The sequence below is a fragment of the Microbacterium sp. C-MGS6 genome, from assembly GCF_058140415.1.
In genome coordinates, this window is record NZ_CM176934.1 from 1,764,317 (window position 1) to 1,778,436 (window position 14,120).

Sequence of the window (14,120 nt, forward strand, 5' to 3'; positions counted from 1 at the left end):
ATCATGAACATCAGCATCCACTACGCCTTCCTCCCGCACACCGACGCCGAAGCGGCGCTCGGCTTCTACCGCGACGCCCTCGGCTTCGAGGTGCGCAACGACGTCGGCTATGACGGCCTGCGCTGGCTCACGGTCGGCCCCGCAGGCCAGCCGGAGACCTCGATCGTGCTCCACCCGCCGGCCACCGACCCCGGCATCACCGACGCCGAACGGCAGACGATCCTGGAGCTCATCGCGAAGGGCAGCTATGGCGCTCTGACACTCGCGAGCGACGACCTGGACGCCCTGTTCGACCGTCTGGTCGCGGAGGGGGCGGACGTGGTCCAGGAACCCATGGATCAGCCCTACGGTGTGCGCGACTGCGCGTTCCGCGACCCCGCGGGCAACCTGCTCCGCATCAACCAGGCCGCCTGACGGCCCCACCACCACGAAGGACGCCGCATGACCGCTGCCGAGCACCCCGCGGACACCCACGATCTCATCCGTGTGCAGGGCGCGCGCGAGAACAATCTCAAGGACGTGAGCGTCGACATCCCGAAACGACGCCTCACGGTGTTCACCGGGGTCTCGGGTTCCGGGAAGAGCTCTCTCGTCTTCGACACGATCGCCGCCGAATCGCGCCGGATGATCGACGAGACGTACAGCGCCTTCGTGCAGGGCTTCATGCCGTCCGTCCCTCGACCCGACGTCGACGTGCTGGAAGGCCTCACCACGGCGATCATCGTGGACCAGGAGCGCCTCGGCGCGAATCCGCGGTCCACCGTCGGCACGGTTACGGATGCCAATGCGATGCTCCGCATCCTGTTCAGCAAGCTCGGACAGCCCTACATCGGCGGGCCGACGGCGTTCTCGTTCAACATCCCGACGCAGAAGGCCAGCGGAGTGATGACCGGGCCGGGCGGGGAGAAGAAGATCGTGAAGGACGCGATCTACCTCGGCGGCATGTGCCCGCGATGTGAGGGCAGGGGAGTGGTGTCCGATCTCGACCTCTCGCAGATCGTCGATGAGTCGAAGTCCCTCGACGAGGGCGCGATCATGGTGCCCGGATACACCGCCGACGGCTGGATGGTGAAGGGGTTCTCGCAGTCCGGGTTCTACCCGCCGGACAAGCCCATCGCCTCGTTCACCGACAAGCAGCGCCACCTGTTCCTCTACGGCGAGGTGACGAAGGTCAAGATCTCCGGTATCAACATGACCTACGAGGGCCTGATCCCGAAGATCACGAAGTCCATGCTCTCCAAAGACCTCGACGCGCTGCAGCCGCACATCCGCGCCTTCGTCGAGCGGGTGGCCACCTTCGCGGTGTGCCCGGAGTGCGACGGCACGCGCCTCACCGAAGGTGCACGATCGTCCAAGATCGACGGTGTGAGCATCGCCGATGCCTGCCGCATGCAGGTGACGGACCTCGCCGCGTGGGTCAGGGGTCTCGACCTCCCCGGTGCGGGGCCCCTGCTCCAGGCGCTGAGCGCCAACCTCGACGCCTTCGTGACCCTCGGCCTGGGGTACCTGAGCCTGGATCGGCCATCGGGGACGCTGTCCGGGGGAGAGGCGCAGCGGATCAAGATGCTGCGGCACCTCGGCTCCTCGCTGACCGACGTCACGTACGTGTTCGACGAGCCGACGATCGGGTTGCACCCGCACGACATCCAACGGATGAATGGCCTGCTGCTCCGACTCCGCGACAAGGGGAACACGGTGCTCGTCGTCGAGCACAAGCCGGAGACCATCGCGATCGGCGATCACGTCGTGGACCTGGGGCCGGGTGCCGGAAGCGCCGGGGGAGAGATCTGCTATCAGGGGAGCGTCGAAGGCCTCACGGCCAGCGGAACGCTGACGGGGCAGCACCTCGACGACCGCGCGCAGCTCAAGGGCGCCGTGCGCGATCGCACCGGCGCGATCGAAGTCCGTGGCGCCTCCACGAACAACCTCCAGAACGTGGACGTCGACATCCCGACCGGTGTCCTGACCGTGGTCACCGGCGTCGCGGGCTCCGGAAAGAGCTCGCTCATCCACGGTTCGGTGACCGGACGCGAGGGCGTGGTGGCGATCGACCAGTCCGCCATCAAGGGCTCGCGTCGCAGCAACCCCGCGACCTACACGGGGCTGCTCGAACCCATCCGCAAAGCCTTCGCGAAGGCGAACGGAGTGAAGCCCGCCCTGTTCAGCGCGAATTCCGAGGGCGCCTGTCCCACCTGCAAGGGTGCCGGTGTCATCATCACCGAGCTCGGGTTCATGGACACCATCGAAACTCCGTGCGAGGACTGCGGTGGTAAGCGCTTCCAGGCGGCGGTGCTGGAGTACAAGCTCGGCGGCAAGGACATCACCGAGGTGCTCGACCTTCCGGTCTCCGAGGCCCGTGTGTTCTTCAGCGAGGGCGAGACCAAACTCCCGGCCGCGGCTGCCATCCTCGGACGCCTGGAAGACGTGGGGCTCGGCTACCTGTCGCTCGGACAGCCGTTGTCGACCCTGTCGGGCGGTGAGCGCCAGCGCATCAAGCTCGCGATCCAGATGGGCGAGAAGGGCGACGTCTACGTGTTGGACGAGCCGACGACCGGCCTGCATCTCGCCGACGTCGACACGATCCTCGGTCTGCTGGATCGACTTGTCGATGCTGGCAAGACGGTGGTCGTGATCGAGCATCATCAGGCCGTCATGGCACACGCCGACTGGATCATCGACGTCGGACCGGGAGCCGGCCACGACGGCGGTCGCATCGTGTTCGAGGGAACGCCCGCCGAGCTCGTCGCAGACGGGTCGACGCTGACGGGTGAGCATCTCGCGGCGTACGTCAACGCATGATCGAGGGCCGCGGTGGCGGAATCTCCATCCTCTCTCGAAAGAACTCAGGCGCCGACCCAAGCACTGCTGGAGAACACATGACGACCTACGACCAGCTGCTGGAGTCAGCGCGCGAACACTACAACGTGGCCGCCATGCCTCTGGTGGACGACGTAGCCTCCTTCCTCGTCTCACTAGGCGCTACGCCACTAGATCTTGATCGGTACGGCGAGGATCTGATCGATGAGTTCGTGGATCCCGAACTCGCGATCGTCGCCTTCACGCTGCGCGCACCGCAGCTGCTGCGTCAGCGTGCGAGCCCCGAAGAACTCGAGAACTTCGCCTCGGACCCATCCTCAGAGTTCGACCCGCTCGAGTACGGAGAAGCCAACGAAGAGTGGACCGTGTACTCCCACGAGATCGAGGAGTTGTCACGCATCCACGTCGTACTGGAGCGCGCTGACCACACGGCTGAACGCGTCGGTAACTTTCGAGTCTATGGAGGCGCGCAGTGGCTGCGCGAAATGCTCTGGGCCGCTACAGGCGTGGTGCCCCGAGATCCCGGCTCTCCCACGAGTGGCTCCACGCTCTTCGGACGCGCGTTCCAGTTCGCGGATCGAGCGCCGTTCACTGCGGCGCCTCTCGTATGACATACGGTGGCGTCGGCCGCGCAGCCCGTGCTGCGTGGGTTATCGCTCGCGCGTTCCGAGAAGCGTCTGGTCGTGACCTCTCGACCACAGAAGCGGATTCGAGCTGAGCGGCTGAGCCCAAGCTCGGCGGCAAGGACATCACCGAGGTGCTCGACCTTCCGGTGTCCGAGGCCCGCGTGTCCTGGGAACGCCGTCCGAGCCCGTCGCTGACGGGTCGACGTTGACGGGTGAGCATCTCGCGGCGTACGTCAACGCATGATCGAGGGCCGCGGTGGCGGCTTTCCCACCCTGTCTCGTCCTGCCAGATCCCGGATATGGATTATCCGATAATGCACATTATGTCAGCTTAAGCAGTCATTATTGCAGTGGATGAAATTCCACTCCAGCCCCACCGGCGCCACGACTGAGGCTACCGCGAAACTTCGCTGAGGGGCCGTGCTCCCCTAGATTTCCGCCACTTCATGCAACTTTGACAGCGCAACGCCGACCTCCGCCCGCTGGATGCGTTGCGGTGCTCGAATGCCTCGACTCCCGTGTCGTTGCAACGATCTTTCGTTTGGCGAATGATAGTTGCATCTAATGAAAGGGAGTCTCCATGGTCATCGAGCTGACGAGCCACGCCAAATGGGGCGCAGGCGTTGCCGTGCTTCACCCCGAGGAGCAGACCTTCAACGAGATGCTGTCCGGCTTTCGTCGGCAGCAGCTCGCGCGTGGCCTCTCCATCGGAACGATTGAGGGCCGTGAAGCGCTCGTGCGCAGGTTCATGGAGACCACGAACCAGTACCCGTGGCTCTGGACCGTCGAGCACGTAGACGAGTTCTTCGGGGACCAGGTTGCGATCCACAGGAACAAGCGGCCAACGATCCGCAAGTACCAGGACGCGCTCAGCATGTTCACCGACTTCATTTGCTCCCCCGCGTATGACTGGGTCAACAGGTGCAACGACATGTTCGGCACCCACCCCGTCCCGGTGCTTCATCAGTGGAATATGGTGCGACACATCCAGGAGGCCGAGCATGGTGGCCGCCGACGTCCGTTCCGCCACAGAGAGCTGCAGGCATTCTTTGACCGCGCTGACGATGAAGCCGACAGCATCTCCCGTCTGAACAGGAAGGGGTGGGCCGCGGCGTTCCGCGATAGCACGCTGTTCAAACTCACCTACTGCTTTGGCCTTCGACGAAACGAGATTCGACACCTCGAGACCTTCGACCTCAGCCGAAACGCCCACGCACCTGAGTTCGGAAAGTACGGTCACCTCAACGTCCGGTTTGGTAAGGCGATGAAGGGATCCGACTACAAGCAGCGAAACGTCTTGGCGGTGTTCCCGTGGGGCTCGGAGATCCTCGAAGAGTGGCTCGAGCGCGGTCTCCCCCGCTTCGGCGGCGGCACATCACTGTTTCCCACGGAGCGAGGAACGCTCGTCTCCGAGTCAGCGCTGAACACTCGCTTCCGCCTTTATCGCGACGAGCTCGGCTTCGGCAAGGACCTCACCTTTCACTCGTTGCGTCACTCCTACATCACTCACCTGATCGAGGGCGGGTTCGATTCGCTCTTCGTCCAACAACAGGTTGGACACGAGTACGCCTCGACCACCGCGCTCTACACCGGGGTCTCCAGCGACTTTCGTGTCAAGACACTCAGACAAACGCTCGACAGTACGATGGCCGATGCGCTCAAGTACGGATTGAAGGACTGACATGCGACGCACCGCCGACTACGCCTGGAACCTCGCCGAACTCATGGCGCGCAACGGGATGCACAACTCGACCGACCTGGCTCCGCATCTCAACAACCACGGCCTCACAATGTCATCTGCGCAGATCTGGCGGTTGGTCACACAACGGCCAGAGCGCCTCTCGCTGCCCCTCCTCGCGGCGCTCTGCGACATCTTCCATTGCACGCCCGCGGATCTCATCACCGTGTCTGCGCAGGACGCCACCAGCACAAAGAAGGTCGTCAACCAGGTCGTGGACTTCAAGGGGCCCGCCAGCCAGGCGCGGCCCCGCCGAGCTCGAATTCTGCGCGATGAGTCCGAATAGCGAACGACCCCGCCCTAAGGGCCGGCCGCGAGGCGAAGGTGAGGTCCGATGCGCGCGCCGCGGAAACCTCGCTCCAGCATCTACAACTAAGTATCGGTTCCCTGAAGGCCTCATCTGCGGGCGATGCTACGACCGGGCCGTCCATACCCATGGAACCTGTGGCGGCTGCCATGTCGAACGGTTGCTGCCGGGAATCGACGCGAAGGATGAGCCGATCTGCGCAGATTGCGCCGGCATCAACCGCGACTTTCGCTGCAAACGATGCTCCCAGGAGCGGGCGATCTTTCGCGCCGGACTCTGCGAGCGTTGCGCTCTATCCGATGACCTCAACGAGGCGCTCGGGCACCCCACCGAGAGTCATCGCAGTGATCTCCTGCAGCTCAGGGACCACTTGCTCCGAGCGGACCGCCCCACTAGCGTCCTCACCTGGATTCGCTCCGCCAAGGTCAGGTCGGTGCTCGGGGCTCTCGCGGAAGCTCAGAGTCCGCCGGACCACGCCATTCTTGACGCCCTCCCGCAAGGTGGCGCCGTCGCCCACATCAGAGCGTTGCTCGTTGAGGTGGGCGTCCTTGCCCCTCGCGACGAGGCGTTCACACGTTTCGAAGCATGGATCCGCAATAAAGTTGAGTCGTTCGAAGGCGAGCACAAGCGCGCGCTCGAACGATACGCGGTCTGGTATCACCTACACCGCATCAGACGGATTCAGAGCAACGACGGCGACGTTCATTCCGCTGCACACAACGCGAAGCAACAAATCACGGCAGCAGCGAACTTCCTGAACTGGCTCCAGGAGCAGGAGATCTCACTCGAGGCCTGCACCCAATCCCTCGTCGACATCTGGCTCACGACGGGAAACTCGAGTCGATACACAGTCCGTGGGTTCTTGCAGTTCGCGAAGGAAAGCAAACTCGCTCCCCCACTCCACGCCCCCACGCGCCACGCTCGTGCGCAGACTAGGCGCATTACCGACGGCGAGCGACTCGAGTGGATTCGCTACTACCTGACGGAGGAGTCGCTCTCACCCGCGGCGCGTTCTGCCGCCATGCTATTGCTGGTCTTCGGCCAACCGCTGACGCGCATCGCCACGATGCGGCTGGACGCGGTCGACGATGACGCCGTCGAGGGCATGAGGATCAGGTTCGCGGAAGACCCGGTCCACGTCCCAGAGCCGTTTGACGGCATCCTCCGCCAGCATCTGGCCTCCAGAGCTCGAACACGGACTGGCTCGGTCGACACCAACCCCTACCTCTTTCCAGGAGCGCGCGCAGGGCGGCACATCACGCGCGAGCGGCTCAAGGCGGCGCTCAACTCACTAGGCGTTGACGTCCTCGCGACGAAGAACACCACGCTCGACGAGCTAGTAGCCGCGATGCCAGCGCCCATGGTGGCGGACGCCCTCGGATACAGCTACACGGCTCTCGGGCAACACGAGCAGCACCGGGGAGTCCGGTACCGGAGCTACGTGAGCGGCCGCTACGACGGCTAGGGCAAGCCGGACCTGCGAAGCTAAAGGGACCAGCCACAACCAGGCAGTCCCGCAAGCACTTTCTCAGCGCATCGGTGGATCAAGGCTTATGGTCAAGAGCTCCATCTGCTCGGGCTATCGTGAGGCGGCCATTCCGACGGAAGTGCGTCATCGGCTGGAACGGAGATGGTCCCCTGGAATGGGCTCAACACGACCCATCCGTCGTCGCTCTTGCTCAGGAAGACTGCGACTCTGCCTTCGTCTCCTGCCTGGAGAAGTGGATCACTCGATGAGTAGGGTGTCGGCAATGGACCACACGTGTCTGGAGGCGACGCCACTTCTATTTGCGTCGGACCAGACCCCTTGATCCAACTTTCGATGTCCATCTGCCAAACGTTGATCTCTACGCCGTTCCAATCCTCCGTTCCAGACTGGTTCACTAAAGTTCCAATGACCACCGCGTCCGCGTCCTTTGCTGCTTCCTGTGGCGTGTCGTAGATTTTCCATGTTTTGCATAGGGGATTAGCTGGAACAGAGCAGCCTGCAAGGCTCATACACGCTGCGACGAGGCCCGCGACAAGCGCGCTGAATGCCCGTGGGCGAGTGTCCGATTGAGATGCGCGTGGTTCCATGGTGTCGGTTTCTTCCGCTTCGTCGTTGTCGCAGCACATTCGCCAACGCTGATTTGTTCAGGCTATCTGACTCGCCCCGGTGTGTCCGGAGACTCAGCGCGTCGAACGATCAGCCGTTCAGTGACGGCAGCCCTGGCGTTGCGCACGACACCGACGAGGAGATCGCGCAGTCCGGCATGCACCAGGCCGTCGCCGACATTCTGTTCAGCCCATCTTGGTGTCACTGCCTCAGCCCGCCGCGCCCTGCCACGGCTGAAGCCACGCCCCTCACCATGGCGGGGTGGCTATCTCCGACTGGCTTCCACTATCGAAAGCTCGAGCACGACGCTATGGACGAGGAATACTACTCATCCGGGTAATGCTCATCCCCAGTAGAGGAAAGTGACACTCTCCTGGGTCGCCGGCCGCGGTGACACGGGTGGATGCTGCATGATGGGCCTGTGCCCACCCGTCCATCCCCTCGGAATCGCGGCCGCGTCGGTGCGCTCGCGTTCTTGACCGCATTCATGCTCTCGTTGGCGGCGTGCGGGACGTCGGACTACAGCCTGACGGAGGCCGATGCGTACGGGACATGGCGGGCGGGAAGCGACCTGCCGACGACGCTCGAGCTCGCTGAGGACGGTACCTTCCAGGCGACTGCGTGGCCACGGGATGTGGGGTGCGGTGGGAATCCGCCGCGCACCGCGGTGGAGCTGCGCGGGGCAGATGCCGTTGACTTCTCCGGCACCTGGGAAGAGGGTTCAGGCGGCGCTCTGAATGAGATCACGCTGGCCACGGATCCGGATTCACCGTGCGGGACGACCTGGATCTACGCCGGTTTCCGAAGCGATGACAGCGTCCTCTATACCTGCATGCTCCTGGATGTGCACGTCGACGAGGCGACGGCGGCAAACTGGTTCATCCTCTACAAGGGTGAACCGGAGTCGACGCCGGACTCGAGTCGGTGCTTCAACTACAACTAGCCCGCTCCCGTGCCGTCACCGTGACTCCCTCCGGATCTCCTCCGCCCGCGCCACGATGTCATCCACTCGCGATTGGAGGAACGGACCGGGACACTCCGTTCCCGACCATGTCTCCTGGTGGGTGATGACGTGCTCTCGGTCGATCGGGAAGCGCACCGGAACGCCGTCCAGGGTCCGGCCGTCGAAGCCTGCGAGCCACGCGATCATCTGCGCGATCTCCTCCACCTGCGCGGTGGTCACCGTGTACTCCGGGGCTCCGGTGAAATCCAGCGTCTCCACCGCCACGGACCGCCAGTTCCAGTCCGCGCCGGTGGACGACGGCTTCGCTCCCGGGCGGATGGTCTCGATGACCGATCCGTCGTGTCGCAGATAGAAGGTGGGAGCCGATGATCTCCGGTTGCAGCGGGAGAAGAACTCCAACTGGTCGGAAGTCGTGCCGGTGTGGTGGATGATGAAGCGGTCGATGACAGGGCTCACGGTTCGGCGATCACTCCCCGCGATGCTGCGGTCGGCGCGGACCGTGGGATCGGCACAGTCCTCGAAACCGAGCGGTACCTCGAGACCCGTGACCGCGCGGTCGTAGACCGGCTCATACTCGGGCAACCCTCGGGGATTGTCCGGGCGGCGTCCGGTGTCGTCTGCCTCTCCCCCGGAGTTCGCGGAGAGCCAGATGCCGACGCCGGTCACCGCGACGCCGGTTCCGGCAGCGATGAGGAATCCCCGCCGCGTGTGCGTCGGGACGTGCTCATCGGTGTCCCGTGCTCCCGGGTCCTCCGGATGCTGACCCTCCCCGCGTGTGCTCACGCGGCCTGGTCGTCGTCTCGGGGTGCTCGGGACTCTCGCGGCCGGCGTCGCCCTGGCCAGACGAAATGCGCGACCGAGAAGGCGAGGACCGCCCACGAGATGACGAACGCCCACCATGGGGACGCCGCTCCCCCGCTTCCGCCCGCCAGCACGACCGACACGATGCAGGCGCCGAGTCCGACGACGACCCCGAGGACGGTGATCTCGCCATGGGCGAGCCACCGCGCGCGCAGCGCCGAGACGAGGCGAAGGGGCAGGCCGACCACCAGGGCGGTGATCATCGACACGACGGACAGCACGACGGCCATGATGCTCGCCCCGATGAAGGACGTCACCCCGTCGTACTCATCCGCAGCACCGAGTGCGAGGAAGAAAGCCACGATGAACAGGAAAAAGCCACCGACGAAGAACTGGCCGAGGATGAGCGAGGCGGTCGATTCATCCGCTCCTCGAAAGCCCCCGCGTTTCCGCAGGTCTGCAGGGACACGGCGAGGGGAGGTCATATCGCGATCCTACGAGGTGCGGCTTCCCGACGGGGTGCTCACTGCGGGCTGCTCGAAGATCCAACGACGACTAGGGTGATTGCGTGAGCGATGGGGCCGTGAACGCAACTGCTGATAGTCGAGCGCGTCGGCTCACATGGGTCACCGGCGGAATCCTGCTCCTCCTCTCGGTCGTCATCTGGTTCACAGCCCGCGGGGAGCTCGCCGGCTTTGCGATCGCGAAGGATGCCGTGTTCGCATCGGCGGCCGTTCTGTTCGTGATCGGTGTCGGTCGTGCGGGTAGCGTCACTGCTCGGCGGCCCGTGAGCACCGTCGCGACCCTCGCGCTGGCTGTCACGCCGTTCGCCCAGTCCCTCTGGTTCGGCCTCGTCCCGGAGTCGCCCGGCGACCCCAACGCGCGCGAAGACGCCTGGGTGCTTGCTGCCGCGCTGTACTACGGGAGTTTGGCCGCGTTGGCGATCATCGCCGCTGTCGGAATCGGACGCGCGGGGGTCCTCCCCTCGCCCTGGCGCTGGGCCCCGCTGTGGGTCGTCTTCTGGACGCCCCTCGCGTTCGTCGTCGGGATCACCGTTTCCTCGTCGGCGCCCTTCGGCACAGCGATATCGAGGATCGCCGGTCATCTCGTCCTGGACGGGCCCGCAATCGGCACCGTCTTCCTCGGCATCGTCGCCCTCGTCCTGGGCATCCGCGAGCAACGTCTGCGCGTCGCGCCGGCCACCATCACCTGAATGACGGCATCCGCGTCATACGGAAAGGGTGCCCGGAGCGTCCGGCCGGACCAGAGCATAGACGAACATGTCGCGACGGCTTCCGGCGATGGTCTGCCAGGAGCGGAGCAGCCCTTCGCGGACGAAGCCCGCGTGCTCGATAGTCCGACACGACGCTTCGTTCCCCGGCTCGACGTGAGCCTGCAGCCTCTGTATATCCTCGATCGTCCACGCCCACTCCGACAGGACGCGAAGAGCCATGGATGCAGTTCCGCGCCCCCGACGACCTGGCCGTATCCAGTACCCGACCGTTCCCCGCCCCTGCTCGATGTCACGGAGCCACAGACCGATCTGGCCCACGCACTCCCCCTGGCGCTCGATCGCGTAGGAATACCCCTCGGCCGACAGCAGACGCTGGTGCTGACGTGTGACCCATGCGGCGGCCTCCGCCCTACCCGGGGCGACGGGCACGCTCGTGACCGACGTGATCGAAGGGTCCGTGGAGGCCTCGATCACCGCATCGAGATCGTCTGGTTCGAACGGGCGCAGGGTGATCTCGCCGCTGACGATGCGGGGAACGGCAGTTCGCGTCCTGACGGTCAGGATGTTTCGACCGTGGGCGGAGGACGGGCGTTCCCGTCCGGACTCGACGAAGCCGAGCTTCTCGAGCACCCGCCGGGACGGGAGGTTCCATTCCCAGACGCCGGCCCAGACGCGGTCGAAGCCCGCCCCGTCTGCCCATGTCAGGACGGCTTGAGCAGCTTCGGTGGCATGCCCCCGGTTGTGCTCGGCGCGCAGCAGCTCGAACGCGAGCTCTGGTTCGGTGCCCACCCCCTCGCCGCCGTAGACGAGACCGCAGTACCCGATCGGATCCCCGGTGTCGATGCGTTCCACGGTGAGCAGCGACGACTCCTCGGCATCGCGGATATGCGCTCGGATGTCGTCCACGTCGGGGCGACCGTCCGGGTCGAGCCGCCGGTGCGGGGGGACTCGTTCGTCGCGTTCGGTCCACAGGTGGCGGAACACGGGCGCGTCCTCGATCGCCTGCCTGCGCAGGCGGAGGCGCGAGGTGTCCATCTCCGGGATGCGGGGCACGTGACTCATCCTCGCAGTCTGGCACTCCTCCGCCCCCGCGCTATGATCTGCAGCGCCTAGTGGGAGGACCAGACGCCGAGCTCGTTGCCGCGCGGGTCGGCGAAGTGGAGGCGCCGGCCACCGGGGAACGCATACGGCTCCTGTAGGATCGGGCCGCCAGCGACTCGCGCACACTGTCGGCGAGCCACTCACCGTACATCTCCATGCCACAGGCCGTGGCCGAGGAGATCGTCCGGTTTGCCGCACCCGCGTGAGGGCGACGATTCCGCGAAAAGTTCGCTCCAACCGCTGTGCGTGCCCGCGCTCCACGCAGGAGTAGCGTGGAAGGGTGCCTCAGATCTCCCACTCCCCCGTCTCCACGCCGGGGTGGCGGGCCTGGGCGATCTGGTCCGTCGGCGTCGCGGCCTACGTGCTCGCCATCACGAACCGCACATCTCTGGGTGCCGTCGGTGTCGAGGCCGCCGACCGCTTCCAGGCGGACGCCTCGACGCTCGCACTGTTCGCCGTCGTGCAGCTCGCGGTGTACGGCGGGATGCAGATCCCGGTCGGCGTCCTCCTCGATCGCTACGGATCCCGTCCGATCATCACGGCGGGGATGCTGCTCATGGCGGCCGGACAGCTCACCATGGCCCTCTCCCCCAGCATCGGCATCGCGATCGTCGCGCGTGTCCTCCTCGGAGCCGGCGACGCCGCCGTGTTCCCCGCCGTGCTGCGACTGGTGGCCACATGGTTCCCCGCGCAGCGCGGCCCCGTCATGGTCCAGTTCACCGGGATCATCGGGCAGGCGGGGCAGCTGATCGCGCTGGTGCCGGTCGCCGCCCTGCTGCACGCCACCACCTGGTCGATCACGTTCGGCAGCATCGCCGGTCTCGGCCTGCTCTTCACGATCCTCGTGTGGCTCATCGTGCGCAACAACCCCGCCGAGAGCGGTCCGGACGTGTCGGTGAACACGGACACCGGAGTCGTGCGTGTCGTGACGTCGGCGATCGACACGGGCGTCGGCATCCGGGCGGCCTGGGCACATCCCGGCACACGGCTCGCGTTCTGGTCGCACTTCACCACACCGTTCGCCGGCACGGTGTTCGTGCTGCTGTGGGGCATGCCGTTCCTCACGGCCGGCGAGGGCCTGACCACCGCCCACGCGGCGGGGATCATCTCGATCTACGTGGTCGCGGGCATGATCCTCGGCCCGATCATCGGCGATCTCTCCCGCCGCCTGCCGAACCACCGCTCGCTCGCCCTCGTCCTCCCCGCGGTCGGCGTGCAGATGGCGGCCTGGATCGCGGTCATCGCCCTCCCCGGCCCCGCCCCGGACTGGCTGCTCTGGGTCCTGGCGGTCGCTCTGGCGACCGGCGGCCCCGCGTCGATGATCGCCTTCGACCACGCCCGCACGCACAACCCCGTGCATCGCCTCAGCACGGCGACCGGCGTGACGAACGCGGGCGGCTTCATCGCTGCCCTGATCGCCGTGTTCGTGATCGGTCTCCTCCTCGACGCCCAGGGCGCCGGCACCCCGGACACCTACACGCTCGACGCGTTCCGTGTCGCGTTCCTCACCCTGATCCCGCTCTGGGTCCTCGGAGTCGTGTTCATCCTCATCGAACGCAAGCGGACGCGGATCCGCATGGGGCTGGATCCCGACCGGCGTCGCTGAGCGCCCGTCAGCGCAGGAGGTGCTGGACGGTCTCCACGATCAACTCGACGCTGACGCGCTCGGGCACCTCCGCGTCGCCCGCCTCGAACTCGGCGAGTTCCACGCCGCGGACGTCCGCCGACGGGATCGCGGCGAACAGCGCGGCCACCTGGTGCGGCAGCAGACCGTCGCCGACGCGATAGGCCGCAGGGATGTAACCGGGCTCCAAGACGTCCCAGTCGACATGGATCCACACCGGTCGCCCGGCGATGAGCGCGCTGAGCCGCTCCGGGGTGCTCTCCGCGGGGCTGAGGACGGTCACTCCTGCACCGGCGAGCAGCTCCCCCTCGGCGGGATCGATGTCGCGACCGCCCACGACGATGACCTGCTTGGGGTCGATGCCCGCCCCGTGGCCGCTGTCCCACAGCCCGCAGGCGGCGGCGAGGACCATGCCGCCGAGGTAGCCGGAGTCGGTGGTGTCTGGCGTGTTGAAGTCGCCGTGCGCGTCGATCCACAGCACCACTGCGTCGGGGTGGTGCTCGGCGACACTCGGCAGCGTTCCGAGGCTCGCCGCACAGGTGTTCGTCACGAGGAGCGGCGTCGCATCCGCGGCGATCGCCTCCTGCACCGCGTCACGCAGACCCGTGAGCGTCTCCGCAGCTTCGGGCAGCGCGACCGACCAGTCGTCCATCCGGCCCGGCTCCGGGGTACCGACCACGACGGGCTCCCGCTGCAGGAGCGCGGACAGCGCGTCGGCGACGCGGCGTGCCCCGACGAGGGCTCCGTCCGTGCGGTCGGCGACGCGACCCTGGTTGAGGATGAGCGCGAACGGCGTGGTCATCCCTTCAGTCT

13 protein-coding genes are annotated in these 14,120 nt (G+C 66.0%); 9 read left to right on the top strand and 4 right to left on the bottom strand.

Going from position 1 to position 14,120, the window contains the following annotated elements; translation table 11 throughout:
• Positions 1-3 precede the first annotated feature (3 nt).
• From AC3B5L_RS08515 to AC3B5L_RS08545, 7 genes are all read left to right on the top strand, one after another.
• Positions 4-414, top strand: a complete 411-nt coding sequence (locus AC3B5L_RS08515; protein ID WP_259954886.1) for a VOC family protein — start codon at positions 4-6, stop codon at positions 412-414.
• Positions 415-441: 27 nt separating this feature from the next.
• Complete coding sequence (locus AC3B5L_RS08520) at positions 442-2,799, top strand: excinuclease ABC subunit UvrA (RefSeq protein WP_268776318.1); 2,358 nt, start codon at positions 442-444, stop codon at positions 2,797-2,799.
• A 77-nt stretch (positions 2,800-2,876) separates the two neighbouring features.
• Entirely contained in the window at positions 2,877-3,428 is a 552-nt protein-coding gene (locus AC3B5L_RS08525; protein WP_363443981.1) for a hypothetical protein, read from the top strand.
• A gap of 595 nt (positions 3,429-4,023) precedes the next feature.
• Positions 4,024-5,124: a tyrosine-type recombinase/integrase gene (locus tag AC3B5L_RS08530; protein WP_259954881.1), complete on the top strand. Its 1,101-nt coding sequence runs from the start codon at positions 4,024-4,026 to the stop codon at positions 5,122-5,124.
• A 1-nt stretch (position 5,125) separates the two neighbouring features.
• Positions 5,126-5,467 carry a helix-turn-helix domain-containing protein gene (locus AC3B5L_RS08535; RefSeq protein ID WP_259954879.1) on the top strand — a complete coding sequence of 114 codons (342 nt, stop codon included), beginning with the start codon at positions 5,126-5,128 and terminating at the stop codon, positions 5,465-5,467.
• Positions 5,468-5,921: 454 nt separating this feature from the next.
• Positions 5,922-6,953, top strand: a complete 1,032-nt coding sequence (locus AC3B5L_RS08540; RefSeq protein WP_259954877.1) for a hypothetical protein — start codon at positions 5,922-5,924, stop codon at positions 6,951-6,953.
• Between the two features lie 1,105 nt (positions 6,954-8,058).
• Positions 8,059-8,526 (top strand): hypothetical protein, encoded by a 468-nt coding sequence (locus AC3B5L_RS08545; RefSeq protein ID WP_259954875.1) that lies wholly within the window; start codon positions 8,059-8,061, stop codon positions 8,524-8,526.
• A 15-nt stretch (positions 8,527-8,541) separates the two neighbouring features.
• Here AC3B5L_RS08545 and AC3B5L_RS08550 read toward each other — a convergent pair whose 3' ends face one another.
• Both AC3B5L_RS08550 and AC3B5L_RS08555 read right to left on the bottom strand, forming a co-directional pair.
• On the bottom strand, positions 8,542-9,330 hold the full coding sequence (locus AC3B5L_RS08550; RefSeq protein WP_259954874.1) for a peptidoglycan recognition protein family protein: 789 nt from the start codon (positions 9,328-9,330) through the stop codon (positions 8,542-8,544).
• A complete protein-coding gene (locus AC3B5L_RS08555; protein ID WP_490095640.1) occupies positions 9,327-9,710 on the bottom strand; it encodes a hypothetical protein in 384 nt (127 codons plus the stop codon). Before AC3B5L_RS08555 ends, AC3B5L_RS08550 begins: the two co-directional genes overlap by 4 nt.
• A gap of 206 nt (positions 9,711-9,916) precedes the next feature.
• On the opposite strand from AC3B5L_RS08555, the gene AC3B5L_RS08560 reads away from it, so the two are divergent.
• Positions 9,917-10,561 (top strand): hypothetical protein, encoded by a 645-nt coding sequence (locus AC3B5L_RS08560; protein ID WP_259954871.1) that lies wholly within the window; start codon positions 9,917-9,919, stop codon positions 10,559-10,561.
• A 15-nt stretch (positions 10,562-10,576) separates the two neighbouring features.
• Here the strand turns inward: AC3B5L_RS08560 and AC3B5L_RS08565 are convergent, their stop codons facing one another.
• On the bottom strand, positions 10,577-11,644 hold the full coding sequence (locus AC3B5L_RS08565) for a GNAT family N-acetyltransferase (RefSeq protein ID WP_259954869.1): 1,068 nt from the start codon (positions 11,642-11,644) through the stop codon (positions 10,577-10,579).
• 319 nt (positions 11,645-11,963) lie between these two features.
• Here AC3B5L_RS08565 and AC3B5L_RS08570 point away from each other — a divergent pair, with 319 nt between their 5' ends.
• Positions 11,964-13,289: an MFS transporter gene (locus AC3B5L_RS08570; RefSeq protein WP_259954868.1), complete on the top strand. Its 1,326-nt coding sequence runs from the start codon at positions 11,964-11,966 to the stop codon at positions 13,287-13,289.
• 7 nt (positions 13,290-13,296) lie between these two features.
• On the opposite strand, the gene AC3B5L_RS08575 is transcribed toward AC3B5L_RS08570, so the two are convergent.
• Positions 13,297-14,109 (bottom strand): arginase family protein, encoded by an 813-nt coding sequence (locus AC3B5L_RS08575; RefSeq protein ID WP_259954866.1) that lies wholly within the window; start codon positions 14,107-14,109, stop codon positions 13,297-13,299.
• Positions 14,110-14,120: the final 11 nt, after the last annotated feature.